Origin of the sequence: Neorhizobium huautlense, assembly GCF_030811685.1 — a bacterium.
Taxonomy (GTDB): Bacteria; Pseudomonadota; Alphaproteobacteria; order Rhizobiales; family Rhizobiaceae; genus Neorhizobium; species Neorhizobium huautlense_A.
This window is the reverse complement of the sequence record NZ_JAUSRF010000004.1, coordinates 240962-262181: the sequence shown is the minus strand read 5'-3', so window position 1 is coordinate 262181 and position 21220 is coordinate 240962. Positions and strand designations below refer to the sequence as shown.

18 protein-coding genes are annotated in these 21220 nt (G+C 60.7%); 17 read left to right on the top strand and 1 reads right to left on the bottom strand.

Annotated elements, in window-relative coordinates; all coding sequences use genetic code 11:
* The 12 genes from ftsL (at window position 1) to J2T09_RS07835 (ending at window position 13184) form a co-directional block, all read left to right on the top strand.
* Window positions 1-471: a cell division protein FtsL gene (gene ftsL, locus J2T09_RS07890; RefSeq protein WP_306832977.1), complete on the top strand. Its 471-nt coding sequence runs from the start codon at window positions 1-3 to the stop codon at window positions 469-471.
* On the top strand, window positions 471-2219 hold the full coding sequence (locus J2T09_RS07885) for a peptidoglycan D,D-transpeptidase FtsI family protein (RefSeq protein WP_306832974.1): 1749 nt from the start codon (window positions 471-473) through the stop codon (window positions 2217-2219). The genes ftsL and J2T09_RS07885 overlap by 1 nt, the downstream gene beginning before the upstream one ends.
* Window positions 2220-2286: 67 nt before the next feature.
* Window positions 2287-3747 (top strand): UDP-N-acetylmuramoyl-L-alanyl-D-glutamate--2,6-diaminopimelate ligase, encoded by a 1461-nt coding sequence (locus J2T09_RS07880; RefSeq protein ID WP_306832972.1) that lies wholly within the window; start codon window positions 2287-2289, stop codon window positions 3745-3747.
* Window positions 3744-5177, top strand: a complete 1434-nt coding sequence (locus J2T09_RS07875; protein WP_306832971.1) for a UDP-N-acetylmuramoylalanyl-D-glutamyl-2,6-diaminopimelate--D-alanyl-D-alanine ligase — start codon at window positions 3744-3746, stop codon at window positions 5175-5177. Before J2T09_RS07880 ends, J2T09_RS07875 begins: the two co-directional genes overlap by 4 nt.
* A gap of 25 nt (window positions 5178-5202) precedes the next feature.
* Window positions 5203-6303: a phospho-N-acetylmuramoyl-pentapeptide-transferase gene (gene mraY / locus J2T09_RS07870; RefSeq protein ID WP_306832969.1), complete on the top strand. Its 1101-nt coding sequence runs from the start codon at window positions 5203-5205 to the stop codon at window positions 6301-6303.
* A gap of 7 nt (window positions 6304-6310) precedes the next feature.
* Window positions 6311-7708: a UDP-N-acetylmuramoyl-L-alanine--D-glutamate ligase gene (gene murD / locus J2T09_RS07865; RefSeq protein WP_306832967.1), complete on the top strand. Its 1398-nt coding sequence runs from the start codon at window positions 6311-6313 to the stop codon at window positions 7706-7708.
* A gap of 11 nt (window positions 7709-7719) precedes the next feature.
* A complete protein-coding gene (ftsW, locus tag J2T09_RS07860) occupies window positions 7720-8874 on the top strand; it encodes a putative lipid II flippase FtsW (protein WP_306832965.1) in 1155 nt (384 codons plus the stop codon).
* Window positions 8875-8884: 10 nt separating this feature from the next.
* On the top strand, window positions 8885-10009 hold the full coding sequence (murG, locus tag J2T09_RS07855; RefSeq protein ID WP_306832964.1) for an undecaprenyldiphospho-muramoylpentapeptide beta-N-acetylglucosaminyltransferase: 1125 nt from the start codon (window positions 8885-8887) through the stop codon (window positions 10007-10009).
* Complete coding sequence (murC, locus tag J2T09_RS07850) at window positions 10006-11421, top strand: UDP-N-acetylmuramate--L-alanine ligase (RefSeq protein ID WP_306832962.1); 1416 nt, start codon at window positions 10006-10008, stop codon at window positions 11419-11421. Before murG ends, murC begins: the two co-directional genes overlap by 4 nt.
* On the top strand, window positions 11418-12392 hold the full coding sequence (murB, locus tag J2T09_RS07845) for a UDP-N-acetylmuramate dehydrogenase (RefSeq protein ID WP_306832960.1): 975 nt from the start codon (window positions 11418-11420) through the stop codon (window positions 12390-12392). The genes murC and murB overlap by 4 nt, the downstream gene beginning before the upstream one ends.
* A gap of 254 nt (window positions 12393-12646) precedes the next feature.
* On the top strand, window positions 12647-12772 hold the full coding sequence (locus tag J2T09_RS07840) for a hypothetical protein (protein ID WP_306832958.1): 126 nt from the start codon (window positions 12647-12649) through the stop codon (window positions 12770-12772).
* Between the two features lie 286 nt (window positions 12773-13058).
* Entirely contained in the window at window positions 13059-13184 is a 126-nt protein-coding gene (locus J2T09_RS07835) for a hypothetical protein (RefSeq protein WP_306832956.1), read from the top strand.
* Between the two features lie 79 nt (window positions 13185-13263).
* Here J2T09_RS07835 and J2T09_RS07830 read toward each other — a convergent pair whose 3' ends face one another.
* Window positions 13264-14568 (bottom strand): MFS transporter, encoded by a 1305-nt coding sequence (locus tag J2T09_RS07830; RefSeq protein WP_306832955.1) that lies wholly within the window; start codon window positions 14566-14568, stop codon window positions 13264-13266.
* 328 nt (window positions 14569-14896) lie between these two features.
* On the opposite strand from J2T09_RS07830, the gene J2T09_RS07825 reads away from it, so the two are divergent.
* The 5 genes from J2T09_RS07825 to lpxC all read left to right on the top strand — a co-directional run bounded on the left by J2T09_RS07825 (window position 14897) and on the right by lpxC (window position 21177).
* On the top strand, window positions 14897-15823 hold the full coding sequence (locus J2T09_RS07825; protein WP_306832952.1) for a D-alanine--D-alanine ligase: 927 nt from the start codon (window positions 14897-14899) through the stop codon (window positions 15821-15823).
* Window positions 15811-16737, top strand: coding sequence for a cell division protein FtsQ/DivIB (locus J2T09_RS07820; protein WP_373458396.1), 927 nt, complete (start codon window positions 15811-15813; stop codon window positions 16735-16737). Before J2T09_RS07825 ends, J2T09_RS07820 begins: the two co-directional genes overlap by 13 nt.
* Entirely contained in the window at window positions 16734-18065 is a 1332-nt protein-coding gene (ftsA, locus tag J2T09_RS07815) for a cell division protein FtsA (RefSeq protein WP_306832948.1), read from the top strand. Before J2T09_RS07820 ends, ftsA begins: the two co-directional genes overlap by 4 nt.
* A gap of 87 nt (window positions 18066-18152) precedes the next feature.
* On the top strand, window positions 18153-19946 hold the full coding sequence (ftsZ, locus tag J2T09_RS07810) for a cell division protein FtsZ (RefSeq protein ID WP_306832947.1): 1794 nt from the start codon (window positions 18153-18155) through the stop codon (window positions 19944-19946).
* A gap of 274 nt (window positions 19947-20220) precedes the next feature.
* A complete protein-coding gene (gene lpxC / locus J2T09_RS07805; protein WP_306832945.1) occupies window positions 20221-21177 on the top strand; it encodes a UDP-3-O-acyl-N-acetylglucosamine deacetylase in 957 nt (318 codons plus the stop codon).
* Window positions 21178-21220: the final 43 nt, after the last annotated feature.

Below are 21220 nucleotides of genomic sequence, written 5' to 3'. Positions count from 1 at the left end.
ATGCTCAGAAGTTTTGATATCGTTCTCATCGGTGTCATGACGGCCACCGCCGTCGTCACCTATACGATCAAGCATCGGGCCGAGCTGAAGCTGGACGAAGTTCGTCGTCTGGAAACCGAAATCCGGCTGGAGCGCGAAACCATCGACCTGTTGAAGGCCGACTGGGCGCTTCAGACGCAGCCGAATCGCCTGCAACATCTGATCGGCGCCTATAATCAGGAATTGCAGCTGGCAGCCACTGATCCGACCCAGCTCGCACAGCCGAACGAGCTGCCGATGCTGAAATCGCAGCTGCCGCAACCCGAGACCTCGATCGAGCAGTTGATCGCCGGTGCGGATGATGAAGTTGCCAAGGCGATCCGTGGCGTTGCTGCCGCAAAAGCGTCGGCTCCAGCTTCGCGCATCCCCGTTCCGATAGCACGCGGTTCTGTACGCGTAGACTCAATCTCAACCGGATCGGTAAATCGCTGATGTCTTTTCTTTCCCGGATCATGGTGCTGAAGAGCAGGGGGCATTTCTCCACGGGTGCCCGTGGTGCTTCGCCGCGCAAGGCCGGTGCCAATTTCGAAGGGATCCGCAAGAGGAAGGCGCAGCAGGCCCGCAACCGTGTCGGTCTCGTCATTTTCGGTTTTGCCGCGCTTTACTGCGTCATCGGCGGCCGCATGGTCTATTACGGCATGACCGAACCGCAGACGACCTCCAGCATTCCGCCGGCCGACCGGCTGCTGGCATCGCGTCCCGATATCGTCGACCGCAACGGTGCGCTTCTCGCCACCGACATTCGTACGGTTTCGCTGTTTGCCGAGCCGCACAAGATCGTCGATGCCGATGAGGTCATCGAAAAGCTGTCGACCGTCCTGCACGACCTCGATGTCAGGGGAACCTACACAAAGCTCTCGTCGAAAAGCCGCTTCCAGTGGCTGAAGCGCCAGTTGACCCCGAAACAGCAGAGCCAGATCCTCGCGCTCGGTATTCCGGGCATCGGTTTCCGTCCGGAAAAGCGTCGCTTTTATCCCGGTGGACCGACCGCTGCCCATATCGTCGGTTACGTCAATATCGATAACCGCGGCGTTTCCGGCATGGAGCGTTACATCGACAGCCAGGGTCTCGCCGATCTTGCTGCCGTCGGCATGACCTCCAGCCAGCCGCTCGAACCGGTAAAACTGTCCATCGATCTGCGTGTGCAGTCGATCGTGCGCGACGTGGTTGCCAGTTCTCTGACGAAGTATCATTCGATTGCGGGTGGCGCTGTTGTCATCGACGTTCATACCGGCGAAATTCTCGGCATGGCATCCGCTCCGGATTTCGATCCGAACGACCCGAACGCCAACGGCCCGGAAGGCTGGATGAACCGCATGACGAACAGCACGTTCGAAATGGGATCCACCTTCAAGTCCTTCACGCTGGCCATGGGCCTCGATCACGCAAAAATTTCGCTGAACGACACGATTGATGCGCGTTTCCCGATCCGTATCGGCGGCTTCACCATCAAGGATTTCCACGGCAAGGGCCGTGTTCTGACCATTCCGGAAGTGTTTCAGTATTCGTCCAACATCGGCACCGGCAAGATCGCCGATGCGGTCGGCATTCCTGATCACAAGGAATTCCTGACCAAGCTTGGCCTGCTCAGCCGCATGAAGACGGAACTGCCGGAAGTGGCGATGCCGAGTCAGCCGCGTGAATGGAAGAAGATCAACTCGATCACCATTTCCTTCGGCCACGGCGTGTCCACCACGCCGTTGCAGACGGCGGTGGCCGGTGCGGCACTGGTCAATGGTGGCGTTCTGCACCCGCCGACTTTCCTGCCGCGCACGGAAGAACAGGCGGCGGAAGTCGCTACCCAGGTTCTGAAGCCGTCCACCAGCCGGGATATGCGTTATCTCTTCGAATGGAACGGATCGAGAGGGTCCGGCCGTAACGCCCGTGTCGAAGGTTTCGATGTCGGCGGCAAGACCGGCACGGCCGACAAGGTCGTCAATGGCCGTTATGCGCACGACAAGAATTTTAACGGCTTCCTCGCAGCCTTCCCGATGAGCAATCCGCGTTACGTGGTGCTGAGCTTCTCCGACGAGCCGAAAACCGACAAGGGCAATGGTGCAGCTCTGGCTGCGACCTCTGCCGCACCGATGGTCAAGGAGATCATCGCCCGGTCTGCGCCTATTCTCGGTGTACAACCTTCGTTTGGTGAAAATGGCTCCGCCTTGCTCGTGTCCTATTAGGTCATAATGAATGGGCACGACGATTCGCGGGCCGGCATGATCCGGCCCCCGGAAGGAGAGGGCAGAGATGATATTGAGAGAGCTTTTAGGCGCCGATTTTCCTGAGCTTGCCGAGGCTATGAAGGGTCCTGCGGGGGACCTGAAAATTACCGCGATCGCGTCGGACAGCCGCAAGGCTGTACCCGGCGCCTTGTTCGTTGCTATGGCCGGCACAAAGGCCGATGGCGCAGGGTTTATCGGGGATGCCGCCGCGCGCGGTGCCGTTGCCGCGATTGCAGCGCATAGCGCCGATGTCGGCATTCCGGTCCTGACCGTTTCCAATCCGCGCCGCCTTCTGGCGCTGGCTTCGGCGCGGTTCTCCGGAGCGCAGCCGCAAACCATGGTCGCCGTCACCGGTACGGCCGGCAAGACGTCTGTCGCTTCCTTCACACGCCAGATCTGGGCATATGCGGGCCATCCGGCAGCGATGATCGGCACGACCGGCGTGGTTTCACCTACCCGCAACGACTACGGTTCGCTGACCACGCCCGATCCGATCGCGCTGCACGCGCTGCTTGCCGAACTGGCTTCGGAAGGCGTCACCCATGCCGCCATGGAAGCCTCCAGCCACGGCCTCGACCAGAGCCGTCTTGATGGCGTGAAGCTGGTGGCCGCCGGTTTCACCAATCTCGGCCGCGATCACATGGATTATCATCCGACGGTCGAATCCTACATGGCGGCAAAAATGCGCCTGTTCGATACGCTGATGCCGAAAGGTTCTCCGGCAGTGATTTTTTCCGACGATCCGTGGTCGGAAGAAGCCATCCGCGTTGCCACCGAATCCGGACTGGATGTCCGCACCGTCGGCCGCAAGGGGTCTTATCTGACGCTCAAGCGCGTCGAACATTTCCGCCACAAACAGACCGCCGAAATCACCGCAGAAGGTCGTATCTTCGAAGTGGATATTCCGTTGGCCGGTGATTTCCAGATCGCCAATGCGCTGGTCGCTGCCGGTCTTGCCATGTCCACAGGCGTCTCCGCCGAAAAGGCAATGGCGGCGCTCGAAAAGCTGGTCGGTGCTTCCGGCCGTCTCGAACTGGTTGGTCAGACGCCGGATGGCGCGCCGGCCTATGTCGATTATGCCCACAAGCCGGACGCGCTGCAGAACGTGCTGTCCTCCGTGCGTCCCTTCACCACTGGCCGTGTTGTCGTGGTGTTCGGCTGCGGCGGTGATCGTGACAAGGGGAAACGCCCGATCATGGGTGAGATCGCCACGCGCCTCGCCGATGTGGTGATCGTCACCGATGACAATCCACGCTCGGAACAGCCTGAGGTGATCCGCTCGGAAATCATGGCAGCTGCTCCCGGGGCCACCGAGATCGGCGACCGCGCCGAAGCGATCCGTCATGCGGTCTCGCTGCTGCATTCGGGTGACACGCTGATCGTCGCCGGCAAAGGCCATGAAGAAGGCCAGACCGTCGGTTCGACCACGCTGCAATTCTCCGATCATGTCGAAGTTCGCAAGGCGTTGGAGGGGCTGACACAGTGACTTTGCTTTGGACCTCCGAAGAAATGACCGCCGTGATGGAAGGTCGTCCGTTTGGCGCGCTTCCTGCCGGGATTACCGGCATTTCCATCGACAGCCGTTCGATTGGCGAAGGTGAAGCCTTTTTCGCCATCAAGGGTGACCGCGTCGATGGTCACGATTATGTCGGCGTCGCCGTTGCCAATGGTGCGGCGCTGATCGTCGTTGCCGAAGGCAAACTGCCGGCCATGGGGCGCATCAGCGTGCCGATGATCGTCGTCGAGGATGTGCTTGAAGCGCTGGGAAAGCTGGCTGTTGCCGCCCGCAAGCGCAGTCGTGCCCAGATCGTCGCCGTCACCGGCTCGGTCGGCAAGACGACCACCAAGGAAATGCTGCGCCACGCACTCGCCCCTTCCGGCAAGGTGCATGCCGCCGTAGCCTCCTTCAACAATCACTGGGGCGTGCCGCTGACGCTCGCCCGCATGCCGATCGATACCTATTTCGGCGTTTTTGAAATCGGCATGAACCATTCCGGCGAAATCCGCCCGCTGGTCGCCATGGTGCGCCCGCATGTGGCTGTCGTCACCACCATTGCCGCAGCCCATCTCGGCCATTTCCGCGATCTCGACGAGATTGCCGAAGCCAAGGCCGAGATTTTCGAAGGCGTGCTGCCGAATGGCGCGGCGCTGATCAACCGCGATATTCCGCAATACGATCTGCTGGACAAGGCGGCGCAGGCGGCAGGCGTCGAGAACGTCCTGACCTTCGGCCAGCATGCCAAGGCGGATTTCCGTCTCGCTGATTTCGAAGGCAATGCCGACGGATCGGTGATCTGGGCAACGCTGCAGGGCGATACGACCGAAGTGCGCATCGGCGCGCCGGGTCGGCACATTGCTGAAAACGCCATGGCGGCACTTGCCGTCGTGTCGCTGTTCGGTGCCGATATGGATGCCGCCAAACAGGCACTGGCCGAGCTGAAGCCCGTCAAGGGCCGCGGCGAACGCCACACACTCGGTATCGGCGAAGGTCGCCTGACCCTGATCGATGAAAGCTACAACGCCAATCCGGCCTCGATGCGGGCAGCGATTGCGCTTCTCGCCACGCATCAGCCGGAACTGTCCGGTCGGCGTATCGCGGTGCTTGGCGACATGCTGGAAATGGGCGAACATTCGACAAAGGTTCATCAAAACCTTGCGGGTGCGCTTTTGGCTGCGGGTATCGAGCATGTCTGGCTCGCCGGCCCCGAAATGGCCGCATTGCGCGACTCACTGCCCGACAGCGTTGAGGTTTCCTACTTCGAGACGACTCAGGAACTCGCGGATCACAGTGTGCGCTCGGTCGTTCCGGGGGATGTTCTGATGGTCAAATCCTCGCTGGGCCTTGGTTTCCGCAAGATCATCGACGCTCTTATTGACAACTATCCGGCCTTCGCAGACACGGAGCCGCAATCTTGATCCCGGCTTCCGAGAAAGGGCCATCATGCTGATCTGGCTAGTCGAACTGGCGAACCACGTGCAATTCTTCAATCTGTTCCGGTACATCACGTTCCGCACAGGCGCCGCCGCGTTCACCGCCGCGTTCATCGTTTTCATGTTCGGCCCGCGTATCATCGATTCGCTGCGTGTCCGTCAGGGCAGGGGGCAGCCGATCCGTGCCGATGGCCCGCAGACCCATTTCAAGAAAGCCGGCACGCCCACCATGGGCGGCCTGATGATCCTTGCCGGTATTTTGGGCGGATCGCTGCTCTGGGCCGACCTCTCCAACATCTATGTCGTTTCGACGCTGCTGGTGACCCTCGGTTTCGGCGCCATCGGCTTCTATGATGACTATCTCAAGGTCACGAAACAGTCGGACAAGGGGTTCTCGGGCAAGGCGCGTCTCGGCATCGAATTCGTCATCGCCGGTATCGCCACCTACTTCATGATGCGCATGGCGCTCGCCACCGGCCAGAGCGGTTCCGCGCTCGGTTCGTCGATCGCCTTTCCGTTCGTGAAAGATTTCGTCATCAACCTCGGCATCTTCTTCGTGCTGTTCGGTGGTTTCGTTATCGTTGCGGCCGGCAATGCCGTTAACCTGACGGATGGTCTCGATGGTCTCGCCATCGTGCCGGTGATGATTGCCGCCGCTTCCTTCGGCATCATCTCTTATGTCGCCGGTAACGCCGTTTTCGCAAACTACCTGCAGATCAATTTCGTGCCCGGCACAGGTGAACTCGCCGTCATTCTCGGCGCCGTCATCGGGGCAGGGCTTGGTTTCCTGTGGTTCAACGCACCGCCTGCCGCCATCTTCATGGGCGATACCGGTTCGCTGGCGCTCGGTGGTCTGATCGGTTCGGTTGCCGTCGCCACCAAGCACGAGATCGTCATGGCCATTATCGGTGGCCTTTTCGTCATGGAAACGCTGTCGGTCATCATCCAGGTCGGTTTCTTCAAGCTCACCGGAAAGCGCGTGTTCCTGATGGCGCCGATCCACCACCATTTCGAAAAGCTCGGCTGGACCGAAAGCCAGGTGGTGATCCGCTTCTGGATCATCGCCGTCGGTCTTGCCCTTCTCGGCCTATCCACCCTCAAGCTGCGCTGATTGTATCATGATCCCGGTCACCACGTTTTCTGGCAAAAAAGTCGCTCTCTTCGGCCTCGGTGGCTCGGGGCTTGCGACGGCAAAGGCTCTGGTGGCCGGTGGCGCTCTCGTCACCGCATGGGATGACAATCCCGACAGCGTTGCCAAGGCGACCGCCGAGGGTATTACGACTGCGGATCTGCGGGGGCTGGACTGGCCCTCGCTTTCCGCGTTTGTGCTATCGCCCGGCGTGCCGCTCACCCACCCGAAACCGCATTGGACGGTCGATCTCGCCCGTGCGGCCGGCGTCGAGGTGATCGGCGATGTGGAACTCTTCGTGCGCGAACGCCGCGCCCATGCGCCGGATTGTCCGCTGATCGCCATTACCGGCACCAACGGCAAGTCGACCACGACGGCGCTGATCGCCCACATCCTCAAATCCAGCGGTCGTGACACCCAGCTCGGCGGCAATATCGGCACCGCCATCCTGACGCTCGATCCGCCCAAGGCTGAGCGTTATTATGTGGTCGAATGCTCCTCCTACCAGATCGATCTGGCCCCGACGCTCAACCCGTCTGCCGGTATTCTCCTCAACCTGACGCCCGATCATCTCGATCGTCACGGCACGATGCAGCATTACGCCGACATCAAGGAACGTCTGGTTGCCGGTTCGAAGACGGCCGTTATCGGTGTTGATGATAGCTTTTGCACCATGATCGCGGACCGTGTCGAACGTGCCGGTGTGAAGGTCGAGCGCATCTCCAAGCGCAATCCGGTCGCCGATGGTCTTTATGCCGAGGGCAGCCGAGTTGTCGGTGCTCACAGCGGCAAGATTTCGGACGTGGCTGATCTCGCCGGCATCGATACGCTGAAGGGTGCCCATAACGCCCAGAACGCCGCTGCGGCGATTGCCGCCTGCCTTGCCGTTGGCGTCTCGATCGAAGAGATCCGTGCGGGTCTCAAAAGCTTTCCGGGTCTGAAGCACCGCATGCAGCCGGTCGGTCGTCGCGGGCAGGCCGTGTTCGTCAATGATAGCAAGGCGACCAATGCCGAGGCTGCGGCGCCTGCGCTGTCGAGCTATGAGCGCATTTACTGGATCGCCGGTGGCCTTGCCAAGGACGGTGGCATCACAAGCCTCGCACCACTCTTCGGGCGTATCGTCAAAGCCTATCTGATCGGGGAGGCGGCACCGCAATTTGCCGCAACGCTGGGTGATGGCGTGAAATTCGAGATTTCCGGCACACTTGCCCAGGCAGTTGCCCATGCGGCAGTGGATGCGGCGCAAGATGGCGAAGCGTCGGCCGTGATGCTGTCGCCGGCCTGCGCCAGCTTCGATCAGTTCAAGAATTTCGAGGTCCGCGGTGACGCCTTTGTTGCCGCGGTCGCAGGGCTCGACGGCGTGACGATGCTGGTCGAGGTCGGTTAAGGAGAAAGATTATGGTAAGCCGCGTAGACCGTGGTCCGCTTGCGGACTGGTTCTGGACGATCGACCGCTTTTTCCTGGCGGCCTTCATCCTGTTGATGGGTATCGGTTTCATGCTGTCCTTTGCGGCATCCCCCGCAGTGGCCGAACGTCTCGGCCTCGACAGCTTTCACTTCGTCGAACGTCACGCGTTTTTCCTGATCCCCTCGATCGCCGTCATGGTCGGCCTGTCCTTGTGCAGCCCGCGCCAGATCCGCCGCACCGCGATCATCCTGCTTATCGTGGCGCTGGCGATGATGGTGCTGGCACTGTTTTTCGGCATCGAGGTCAAGGGCGCCCGTCGCTGGGTCAATTTCGGCAGCCTGTCGATTCAGCCTTCCGAATTCATGAAGCCGGCCTTCGTTGTGGTCTGTGCCTGGTTGTTTGCCGAGCACGCGCGCCAGCCGGAAATTCCCGGCAATCTGTTCGCCATCATCCTGTTCGGCATTGTCGGCGCGTTGCTTGTGGCCCAACCGGATATCGGTCAGACGATCCTCACCAGCGCGGTGTGGGGCGGCATGTTCTTCATGGCCGGCATGCCGTGGCTGTGGATCGTGCTGCTGGGTGGTCTGGGTGTCGGCGGCGTTGCGACAGCCTATTACATGCTGCCGCACGTGGCCGGCCGTATCGACCGGTTCTGGACCGGCGAGGGCGACACGTTTCAGGTCGACACCGCCCGTGACGCCATCATCAACGGCAACTGGTTTGGCCTCGGGCCGGGCGAGGGCATCTACAAGCGCATCATCCCCGACAGCCATACCGACTTCATCTTCTCCGTTGCGGCGGAAGAATTCGGCATCCTGTTCTGCATGGTGCTCGTGTCGATCTTTGCCTTCATCGTTCTGCGCGGCTTGAGCCACGCATTTCGCGAGCGCAACGATTTCAACCGTTTTGCCGTCGCCGGCCTCGTTCTGCAGCTCGGCGTGCAGTCGATGATCAACATCAGCGTCAATCTCGAACTCATCCCGGCCAAGGGCATGACGCTGCCGCTGATTTCCTATGGTGGTTCGTCGATGATCGCGGTCGCCGTCACCGCCGGTTTCATTCTGGCGCTCACCCGCCACCGCCCGGAAAAGCGTGCACAGGAACGCAGCCTGTTCCGCGTGACATCTGCTGTGCCGGCAGAGTAGAAGGGTTTTCATGACCAAAGGCATTATCCTGCTTGCCGCCGGGGGAACCGGCGGCCATCTGTTTCCGGCCGAAGCACTGGCGCATGAGTTGAAGGCGCGCGGTTATTCCGTGCATCTGGTGACCGACAGCCGTGCCGAACGTTTTGCCGGCAAGTTCCCGGCCGACGAAATCCATGTCGTGCCATCGGCGACGATCGGCTCGAAGAACCCTATTGCGGTGGCGAAATCGCTGTTCAAGCTGTGGACCGGCCTGCGCGCCGCCCGCAAACTGATCACGCGGATCAAGCCGCTGGCCGTTGTCGGTTTCGGCGGTTATCCGACCGTACCGCCGCTTCTGGCCTCGACCGGTCTCGGCGTGCCGTCGATGATCCACGAACAGAATGCCGTGATGGGCCGCGCCAACAAGGCGCTCGCTAAACGCGTCAAGGCGATCGCCGGCGGGTTTCTGCCCGAGGGCGTTGGTGCCTATGCCGACAAGACGGTGACGACCGGCAACCCGGTGCGTCCTGCCGTGCTTGCCGCAGCGACCACGCCCTACCAGCCGAGTCTCGAAGGCCAGCCGTTTAACCTCGTCGTGTTCGGCGGCAGCCAGGGCGCGCAGTTCTTTTCCCGCGCCATTCCGACGGCCTTGAGCCTGCTGGAAGAGAATGAGCGCAGCCGCATCGTGCTGACCCAGCAGGCGCGCCCGGAAGATCAGGATCAGGTCGGCTCCTGTTTTGCCAAGCTGAAAATGTCGCCGGATGTTTCCGCCTTCTTCCCGGATATGGCCGAACGCCTCGCATCCGCGCATCTGGTCGTCTGCCGTTCCGGCGCGTCCACCGTTTCGGAAGTGTCGGTCATCGGCCGTCCATCCATTCTTGTCCCTTATCCTTACGCGCTCGATCACGATCAGGCCGCCAACGCTGCAGCACTCGTTGCCACCGGTGGCGCCGAGGTCGTGCCGCAGGCGGAGCTTTCGCCGGAACGTCTGGCGCAAAAACTGTCAGCGGCTCTGAAGGAACCCGAGCGTCTGGCGAAGATGGCGGAAGCCGCCAAGCAGGCCGGCCGTCCACATGCGGCGACCTTGCTTGCCGACATGGTTGTCGCTATTGCCGGTGCACAAGGGATCGCGCAGTTCAAAGGAGTTCGGGCATGAAGATGCCGCAGGCCATCGGCCTCGTCCATTTCATCGGTATCGGCGGCATCGGCATGAGCGGCATTGCCGAAGTGCTGCACAACCTTGGCCACAAGGTGCAGGGCTCCGACCAGTCCGACAGCGCCAATGTGCAGCGTCTGCGTGACAAGGGCATTCCGGTTTTCGTCGGCCATCAGGCGGAAAACCTCGGCGATGCCGAAGTGGTCGTTGTTTCGACCGCCATCAAGAAAACCAACCCGGAACTGATCGCCGCGCGTGAAAAATCGCTGCCGATCGTGCGTCGCGCCGAAATGCTGGCCGAGTTGATGCGTTTCCGTAACGCCATCGCCATCGGTGGCACACACGGCAAGACCACGACCACCTCGATGGTCGCCACCTTGCTCGAAGCGGGCAATCTCGATCCGACGGTCATCAATGGCGGTATCATCAATGCCTACGGCACCAACGCCCGCATGGGCGAGGGTGAGTGGATGGTGGTGGAAGCCGACGAATCCGACGGCACTTTCCTGAAACTGCCGGCAGACGTCGCTGTTGTCACCAATATCGATCCGGAACATCTCGACCACTACGGCAATTTCGACGCCGTGCGCGCCGCTTTCCGCCAGTTCGTGGAAAACGTGCCGTTCTACGGTTTTGGCGTGATGTGTATCGATCATCCGGAAGTGCAGGCGCTGGTCGGCAAGATCGAGGATCGTAAAGTCGTCACTTACGGTGAAAACCCGCAGGCCGATGCGCGTTTTTCAAACGTTCGTATGGAAGGCACAAAGGCCATCTTCGACGTGGAAATCCGCCGCCGCCGTACTGGCCGTGTATTCTCCTTCAAGGACCTGACACTGCCCATGCCGGGCCGCCACAATATTTCCAACGCCACGGCTGCGATCGCCGTCGCCAACCGTCTCGGTATTTCCGAGGAAGACATTCGCAAGGGCCTGGCTGCCTTCGGTGGCGTCAAGCGCCGTTTCACGCTGACCGGTATCTGGAACGACGTATCGATCTTCGACGATTACGGCCACCATCCGGTCGAGATCAAGGCTGTCCTCAAAGCTGCGCGCGAAAGCTGCTCGGGCCGCGTCATCGCCGTCCACCAGCCGCACCGTTATTCGCGCCTGAACAGCCTGTTCGAAGACTTTGTCACCTGCTTCAATGATGCCGACAGCATCATCCTCGCGCCTGTCTATGCGGCTGGGGAGGATCCGATCGAAGGTGCCGATTCCGAGACGCTGGCTGCGCGCATCCGCGCCGGTGGCCATCGTGACGCCCGCTTCATGGTCTCGCCGGAAGCGCTTGCCGGTATCGTTGCCACCATTGCCAAACCGGGCGATTTTGTGGTTCTTTTGGGAGCGGGTAACATCACGCACTGGGCAGCAGCACTGCCCAAGGAATTGCAGGGCATTTCGGGGCATACGCAATGAAGCAGGTGAATGGGGAACGGTTGCTGGCTTCGCTCGGTGAGGGCGTCAAGGACATTCGCGGACGGCTGACGCCGGATGCGCCGATGGACAAGGTTACGTGGTTTCAGGCCGGTGGTCTGGCCGAGCTGATGTTCCAGCCGCATGACGTCGATGATCTCGTCACCTTCCTGAAACTTCTGCCGGAAGATGTGCCGCTGACCGTCGTCGGTGTCGGATCGAACCTGCTTGTGCGCGACGGCGGCATTGCCGGAGTTGTGCTGCGCCTGTCGGCCAAGGGGTTTGGCCAGGTCGAACTGGTCGGTGAAAACCGCATCAAGGCGGGTGCGATCTGCCCGGACAAGCATGTCGCCGCGATGGCGATGGACAACGGTATCGGCGGTTTCGCCTTCTATTACGGTATTCCGGGCTCGATCGGCGGCGCGCTGCGCATGAATGCCGGCGCCAACGGTACCGAAACCAAGGACCGTGTTGTCGAAGTCCATGCCGTTGACCGCAAGGGCAATGTGCATGTCCTGTCGAATGCCGATATGGGCTACAGCTACCGCCATTCCTCGGCACCGTCGGACCTGATCTTCACCCACGCCGTGTTCGAAGGTTACCCCGACGATCGCGCAAAGATCCGCGCAGAAATGGATGCCGTGCGCCAGCACCGTGAAACCGTGCAGCCGGTCAAGGAAAAGACCGGAGGCTCGACCTTCAAGAACCCGGAAGGCCATTCGGCCTGGAAGGTGATCGACGAAGCCGGTTGCCGTGGCCTGATGAATGGTGGTGCGCAGATGTCGGCGCTGCATTGCAATTTCATGATCAATATCGGGCACGCGTCCGGCTACGATCTGGAATATCTCGGCGAGATGGTGCGCCAGCGTGTGTTTGAAGACCACGGCATCAAGCTGGAATGGGAAATTAAGCGCCTCGGCGTCTTCATGCCCGGTCGTGAAGTGCGTCCCTTCCAGGGCGTCACGACGGAGTAATCGGCTCGGCTGGTCCGTTCGGGAGGCGTTGATGACGCTGGTGCATAATGAACGGACCAAGCTGACGGCGAATTCCCTTGATCGCCTGTCTACCGCCTGTGCGTCTGCGGGGTTTATTGCTCCTGCCGCATCTTCGCGAATTCCACTGGAGCATTTCAGATCACCTGGGGCACGGTGATTTTCACCTCCGCTTGGCTTTCCGGCGCTTTGATATTACGTTTGGGTGCCAGACACGTATTGAAGAAACTGAAGTCATGAATGCCCCGACTTTCTTCTTTCTCTATATTCTCCCCTTCGTCATCGCCGGCACGGCGTGGGCAGGCATTCTGCTGAGCGAATGGTTCGAGCGCCGCAAGGTGCGGATCCGCGCCGGCAAGTAACGCTGTTGGTCGGCGGGGTGATATATGTCTGATGCCGGTTTTGACGAGAGGCAAGAGCGGCGGCGCGTTCTTGTACGGAATGAGCGATTGAAGCTGGCTTCTGCCAATCTGGATAGATTGTCGACAGCTTATGTCGTAGCGGGCTTCATTGCCCCAATAACCTCGCTGTCATCGACCGGCTCTTTCGCGATCCTTACGCCAAAGTCGGCATCTCGACGACGGCTTGGATTTTCGCGGCATTGATATTACATTGGATAGCGAGGCAAGTCTTAGGAAAGCTGGAAATATGACATTCATGGCTGCTTTCTATCTGTACATCATCCCCGCGGCGACCGTGGTGATCGGTCTGGCTTGGATTATGTTCGACAAACGACAGGAGCGCCGTAACAAGCGGCTGCACCCCGGCGAATGACAGTGCGCGTCACGAAATAAAAAAAGCCCGCGAAACCATCGGTCTCGCGGGCTTTTTCGTCAGTTCAGTCCGTTAAGGCTCAGACTTCGTCCTTGCCCGACAGGAAGATGCAGGCGAGTGTCACCACGGCGGCGAAGCCGAGGTAGAAACCGACATAGGTCATGCCGTAATTGGCCTGCAGGTAGGTGGCGATGTAGGGCGCAAGCGACGCGCCAAAAATGCCGGCGAAGTTGAAGGTGATCGACGAGCCCGTGTAACGGACCGCGGTCGGGAACGGAGCTGCCAGCGCCGTGCCGATCAGGCCGTAGGTCATGCCCATCAAAACCATGGCGATGGTGACGAACAGGAAGATCATGTTCGGGCCGCTGGTCATCAGAACCGGCAGGATGAACGAGAACAGGCCGATCAGAACGGTGGTGAGGATCAGCATTTCGCGGCGGCCGTAACGATCGCCGAGCTTGCCGATGACCGGGATGGCGAGGCCGAAGACGACCGAACCGAGCAGCTGCACTTCCAGAGCTTCAAGGAACGGCATGCCGATGACCTTGACGTTGTAGGAGAGCAGGTAGGCCGAGCCGATATAGAACAGCACGAAGGTGGCGAGTGCCACGAACGTGCCGAGCACGAGGCTGCGCTTGTGCTTGCGGAACAGTTCGGCGACCGGAACCTCGACGCGCTCGTGGCTGTCGATGGCCTTCTGGAAGGCCGGTGTTTCGGTGATAGACAGACGCACCCAAAGGCCTATGCCGATCAGAAGGATCGAGGCGATGAACGGAACGCGCCAGCCCCAGGAAAGAAGCGATTCCTGCGACATGAAGTGCAGAAGAACCCAGAACACGCCGGAGGACAGGAACAGACCAAGCGGTGCGCCCAGCTGCGGGAACATGCCGTACCAGGTCTTCTTGCCCGGAGGTGCGTTTTCGGTGGCCAGCAGAACCGCGCCACCCCATTCGCCGCCGAGGCCAAAACCCTGGCCGAAGCGGCAAATCGCCAGCAGCAGCGGTGCGAGAACGCCGATCTGCTCATAGGTCGGCAAAAGGCCGATGACGACGGTGGAAATGCCCATGGTCAGAAGTGCTGCCACAAGTGTGGTCTTGCGGCCGACGCGGTCGCCGTAATGGCCGAACACGATGGCGCCGAGAGGGCGTGCGAAGAAGGCGATCGAGAAGGTCGCGAACGAGGCGAGAAGCGCGCTCGTCGGGTCCGAGCCCGGGAAGAACAGCGCCGGGAAAACCAGAACGGCAGCCGTTGCGTAAACGTAGAAATCGAAAAATTCGATCGTCGTGCCGACCACGCTGGCCGTCAGGACTTGTGCAGGAGAGTTCTTTGCAACAGGTTCCAGCGGCTCAGCGGCCGACGACACGGGGGAATCCATCTGTGTCATCTTATATCCGTGAGAGTTGTCTCGCCTCCTTGTTAAGGAGGGTTGTTGCGGCCATAGCGTAATTTTAAATCGAATAAAATGGCTGTCCGGCAATAAAGCGCAAAAATTCAGGGCTTGAGCGAAAGCTATGACGCATTTCCGCCACGCGACCGGGCGACGGAGGGTGATGTCGTTAACGCCTGCGGGCGGGCGCGGTTAACGAAAGTAAACGTTTTATTAACCTTAATGGCGCTTAACTGGCACCTATCGGAAACGGTTGGAATCAGGCCGCGAAAGTTTCGCACAAGCGTCGAGCTTCAACCTTTATTGATTTCCTGAGGAGTGGTTTATGAGTGGCAAGCATGTGGCTGTTTTGATGGGAGGTTTTTCTTCCGAGCGGCCTGTCAGCCTGTCTTCCGGCAATGCCTGTGCCGATGCCCTCGAAGGTGAGGGCTACAAGGTCACGCGGCTTGATGTCGATCGCAACGTCGCGGCCGTGTTGGCCGAACTGCGCCCGGATGTCTGCTTTAATGCGCTCCATGGTCCTTATGGCGAAGACGGTACCATTCAGGGCATTCTCGAATATCTTGAAATTCCCTACACCCATTCCGGTGTACTGGCGTCTTCGCTGTCCATGGACAAGCAGCAGGCGAAGCATGTCGCCAAGGCGGCCGGCATTCCGGTTGCCGAGGCCAAGGTGCTGAGCCGTTTCGATTTCGGCAATGCGCATCCGATCAAGCCGCCTTATGTCGTCAAGCCGGTGCGCGAAGGCTCGTCCTTCGGCGTCGTCATCGTCAAGGAAAACCAGACGCATCCGCCGCAGGTCATCGGCTCCTCCGAATGGCGTTACGGCGAGGAGGTCATGGTCGAGCGGTATGTCTATGGTCGCGAACTGACCTGTGGTGTCATGGGCAATGTCGCGCTCGGTGTGACCGAAGTGGTGCCGAATGGCGACACGTTCTACGACTATGATGCGAAGTACGCCGCAGGTGGCTCCACTCATGTCATTCCGGCACGAATTTCACCGAATATTTACCAAAAGATTCAATCATTGGCACTGAAGGCGCACCAGGCGATGGGTTGCCGTGGCGTGAGTCGGTCGGACTTTCGTTACGACGATCGTTTCTCCGAAAACGGTGAGGTCATCTGGCTGGAAATCAACACGCAGCCGGGCATGACCCCAACCTCTCTGGTGCCCGAGATGGCCGTACATGCCGGTCATTTGTTTGGTGATCTCGTCCGTTGGATGGTGGAGGACGCTTCTTGTTCGCGATGAACAGCAAAAGGGCAGGTGGGGCGCGTAATCCTTACGAGGATGGTCCTGTTGCGGACGATCGCCGGGTGCTGCCGCGCCCGCTGCGTCGTGTCGTGCGCTTTTGCGTCAGTCTTGCGACCGGTCGTATCGATATTCCTCGCCATACCGGCACGGTTGCCACGTTCGGCCTTTTTGCGGTCGTTGGTCTTTACGGCATGTCGATGGGCGGTCACACGCAGACGGTTGCTCAGGCGACTACCGCTGCTGCCGGTTTTGCCATCGAGGACGTGCGCGTCTCCGGCAACAGTCAGACGTCTGAAATCGATATTCTCCAGTTGCTCGGTCTCGATGGCACGACGTCGCTGGTCGCGCTCGATATCGAATCGGCCCGCCGCCAGCTCTCCGAGCTTCCCTGGGTTGCCTATGCCGAGGTCCGCAAGGTCTATCCGCGCACGATCGAGGTCATGCTCAGGGAGCGTGAGGCTTTCGGTATCTGGCAGCATGGCAATGAACTCTCGCTGATCGAAAAGAGCGGCGCGATCATTGCTCCTCTGCGCGACAACAAGTTTGCCTCGCTGCCGTTGTTTGTCGGTCGCGATGCAGAAAAAGCCGCCTCCGGCTTTGAAGAGGAAATGGCCGAATGGCCGGAGCTGAAGCAGCGCGTGCGTGCCTTCGTGCGTGTCGCCAGCCGTCGCTGGGACCTGCATCTCGACAACGGCATCGTCATCAAGCTGCCTGAAGACAATGTCGGCGATGCGCTCAAGCGTCTCGCCAAGTTCGAAACCAACCAGCAGATGCTGGAGCGCGATATCGCCGCCGTCGATCTTCGCCTTCAGGATCGCACCACAGTCCAGTTGACGGCCGACGCTGCCGAACGCCGCGAGCAGGCGGTTGCGGAGCGCGCCAAGGCACTCAAGAAAGCAGGGGCAACGTGAGCCTGTTCGGATCATCCAATCTCGGTCTGCCGCGCCTGAAGCCTCTGTCTTCGAAGCGCAGCCATGTCGTTTCGGTTCTCGATATCGGATCGAGCAAGGTCGTGTGCATGATCGGCCGCCTGACCCCGCGTCAGGAAAGCGAAATCCTGCCGGGTCGTACCCACAATGTCGAAATCATCGGCATCGGTCATCAGCGTTCGCGTGGCGTCAAATCCGGCGTGATCGCCGATCTCGATGCCGCCGAAAGCGTCGTGCGTCTCGCAGTCGATGCGGCCGAGCGTATGGCTGGCCTCACCATCGACAGCCTGATCGTCAACGTTTCCGCCGGTCGTCTGGCCAGTGACGTCTATACCGCCACCATCGATCTCGGTGGCCAGGAAGTCGCGTCGGGTGATCTGCGCAAGGTCATGATCAATGCCAGCCAGCTGTCGCAGCGTCAGGATCGGGTTATCCTGCACTCGTTGCCGACCGGTTACTCGCTGGATGGCGAACGCGGTATTCGTGATCCGCTCTCCATGTACGGCGATACGCTGGGCGTCGACATGCATGTCGTGACCGCCGAACGCGCCTCGATCCGCAATCTCGAACTCTGCGTCAATCGCGCGCATCTGTCGGTCGAAGGCATCGTTGCGACGCCTTACGCCAGCGGTCTTGCGGCTCTGGTCGACGATGAGGTCGAACTCGGTTGCGCCGCCATCGATATGGGCGGCGGCACCACCACCATTTCTGTCTTCTGTGAAGGCAAGCTGGTTCACACCGATGCCATCGGCCTCGGTGGACATCACATCACCACCGACCTTGCGCGCGGTCTTTCCACCCGGATCGAAGACGCCGAGCGTATGAAAGTCGTTCATGGCTCTGCCATTTCCACGGGCGCCGATGAGCGCGACCTGATTTCGGTCGCACCGATCGGCGAGGACGACCGTGATCAACCCACCCAGATCCCCAAGGCTCTGGTCACCCGTATCGTTCGCGCGCGACTCGAAGAGACGCTGGAACTGATCCGCGACCGCATCCAGAAATCGGGTTTCAGCCCGATCGTCGGGAAGCGGGTCGTTCTGACCGGTGGCGCCAGCCAGCTCACCGGCCTGTCAGAAACTGCGCGCCGAATCCTTGCCCGAAACGTCCGAATCGGGCGTCCTATGGGCTTGTCGGGTCTTCCGACCGCAGCAAAGGGACCGGCCTTCTCCACGGCGGCCGGGCTGATGATCTATCCGCAGGTCGCCGGTCTGGAGACGCATGCGGCAAATGGCGGTTTCGCGTCGGGACTGGTCAGCGGCAACGGCCGGCTGGCGCGAATGGGGCAGTGGTTGAAGGAAAGTTTCTGACACACCGGTTTCGCACCAGCGTGTCGAGGTAACAGGAATAAACGGCGGCGTGGCGACGCTGCCCAAGGATTAAGAAGGAACGGTTAGATGACCATCAATCTGAACAAGCCGGACATTACCGAGCTGAAGCCACGGATCACCGTGTTCGGCGTCGGCGGCGGCGGCGGCAATGCTGTCAACAACATGATCACCGCGGGCCTCGAAGGTGTCGACTTCGTCGTTGCCAATACCGATGCCCAGGCACTGACCATGACCAAGGCTGACCGCATCATCCAGATGGGTGTGCAGGTAACCGAAGGTCTGGGCGCCGGTTCGCAGCCGGAAGTCGGCCGCGCTGCCGCAGAAGAGTGCCTCGACGAAATTCTTGACCATCTCCAGAACACCCACATGTGCTTCGTCACCGCCGGCATGGGCGGCGGCACCGGCACGGGTGCAGCTCCGGTCGTGGCACAGGCCGCCCGCAACAAGGGCATCCTGACCGTTGGCGTCGTCACCAAGCCGTTCCACTTCGAAGGCGCACGTCGCATGCGTCTGGCCGAACAGGGCATCGAGGAACTGCAGAAGTCGGTCGATACGCTGATCGTCATCCCGAACCAGAACCTGTTCCGCATTGCAAACGACAAGACGACCTTCGCCGACGCATTCGCGATGGCCGACCAGGTTCTCTATTCGGGTGTTGCCTGCATCACCGACCTGATGGTCAAGGAAGGCCTCATCAACCTCGACTTCGCCGACGTTCGCTCGGTGATGCGTGAGATGGGCCGCGCCATGATGGGTACGGGCGAAGCTTCCGGTTCGGGCCGCGCCATGCAGGCCGCCGAAGCCGCGATCGCCAACCCGCTGCTCGACGAAACCTCGATGAAGGGCGCACAGGGCCTGCTGATCTCCATCACCGGTGGTCGCGACCTTACCCTGTTCGAAGTCGACGAAGCCGCAACCCGCATCCGCGAAGAAGTCGATCCGGACGCCAACATCATCCTCGGCGCCACCTTCGACGAAGCTCTCGAAGGCATCATCCGCGTCTCCGTCGTTGCCACCGGCATCGATCGCGGCATGGGCGAAGTCGATCTGCGTGCCGCTGAAATGCGCGCAGCCCAGAAGCCGATTATCCGTCCTTCGGCGGCCGTTGCTCCGGCTCCGGCCGCAGTGCAGCCTGTCATCCAGCAGGCACCCCGCGCGATCGCCCCGGCACCGGTAGACCCGATTGCCGAGACCATCCGTCACGCCGAAGCCGAAATGGAACGCGAACTGGCCATCCCGGCTGCTCCCGCTCCGGTCGCTCCGGCACCGGTCGCCCAGGCTCCGGTTGCTCAGGCTGAAGAGTTCCGCCCGCAGAGCCGCATCTTCGCATCGGCTCCGGCTGAAGCACCGCGCGCTGCCGCTCCGGCACCGTCCTACGCCGCAGCACCGCAGCCGTCCTACGCTGCTCCGCAGCAGCAGGCTCCGGTCGCTCCGCAGCCGGCCCCGGCACCGCGCATGATGCAGCCGGAAGCTCCGGTCATGAGCCAGCCGATGATTCGCGAAACCGTCGAACAGGTTCGCATGCCCCGCGTGGAAGACTTTCCGCCGGTCGTGAAGGCTGAAATGGATCACCGCGCTCACCCGGCACAGCCGGCCCACGAAGAGCGTGGCCCGATGGGTCTCCTCAAGCGTATCACCAACTCGCTTGGCCGTCGCGAAGAAGACGATCACGCCGGTGAAATGATGCAGGCGCCGTCTGCCTCCTCGCAGCAGCGTCGCCCGCTGTCGCCGGAAGCAAGCCTCTACGCTCCGCGTCGCGGCAACCTCGATGATCACGGCCGCAGCACCCCGCGTGCGGGCTCGCAGCACGAGGATGATCAGCTGGAAATCCCGGCCTTCCTGCGCCGCCAGTCCACCTGATCGGCACTTGAATACAGACTGTGGAAAAGGCCCGGATCGCGCGATCCGGGCCTTTTCACATTTCGTTTTAATGATGGAAAATTGTTGAGCATCTCCCGACACTTGGCTTCGTAACAATACGAAACGAACAGTGATTTGAGATGTACGCCCGAGACACGTATCTAGATGATCAAGAGACCGTGAATCGCAGTTTGTTAATTCAAACGGATTTATGGACAAAGTATCCCGGATCGCCCGAAGAGACGCTGGTTCGGTTCAATAAAGGCATAAAAGAATGAGCATCGAACTTCTCGGTTTCCAGACCACCATCGCCGCACCCGTAACGCTCTCGGGTATCGGCGTTCATTCCGGAAGCCAGGTATCGATCACCTTCCAGCCGGCCGATGCCGGCACCGGCATCGTTTTCTCCCGCACCCTCAGCGATGGCAGCACTGCCGAATACCGCGCAGTGTCCTCGCAGGTCGGCAATACCGATCTCTGCACCGTGCTCGGCACCAACATGGCCCGTTCGGTTGCAACCATCGAACACGTCATGGCGGCGATCTACGCTCTCGGCCTCGACAACCTCGTCGTCGAAGTCGAAGGTGCCGAAATGCCGATCATGGACGGCAGTTCTTTCCCCTTCATCGAAGCGATCGAGCAGGTCGGCACGGTCAATCTCGGCGTCAAGCGTCGTTACATCCGCGTGATCAAGCCGGTCCGTATCGATGCCGGTGCTTCCTGGTCGGAATTCCGCCCCTATGACGGTACGCGCTTCGAAGTCGAGATCGATTTCGATTCGCCGCTGATCGGCCGCCAGTCGTGGAAGGGTGACCTGACCGCCTCCGTATTTCGTGACGAGCTGTCGCGCGCTCGTACCTTCGGTTTCATGCGTGATGTCGAGCGGCTGTGGGCTGCCGGTTATGCGCTGGGTTCCTCGCTCGAAAACTCGGTCGTCATCGGCGACGACGACACGGTCGTCAATGTCGAAGGCCTGCGTTACGCCAAGGATGAATTCGTTCGTCACAAGACGCTCGATGCCGTTGGCGATCTGGCGCTGGCCGGCGCCCAGTTCATCGGCTGCTACCGTTCCTATCGCGGTGGCCACAAGATGAACGCCAATGCCTTGAAGGCGCTGCTCAGCGATCCGACGGCTTACGAGATCGTCGAGGCTCCGGCCCGCAGCCAGCGTGTTCGCGCCCGCGAGTTCGTTCCGGTCAATGTTCCGGAATTCGCTCCCTGGGTCGGCTGAACCCCGGGATAGATTTGGGACTCCAGTCGTTTTGGCCGTGTCT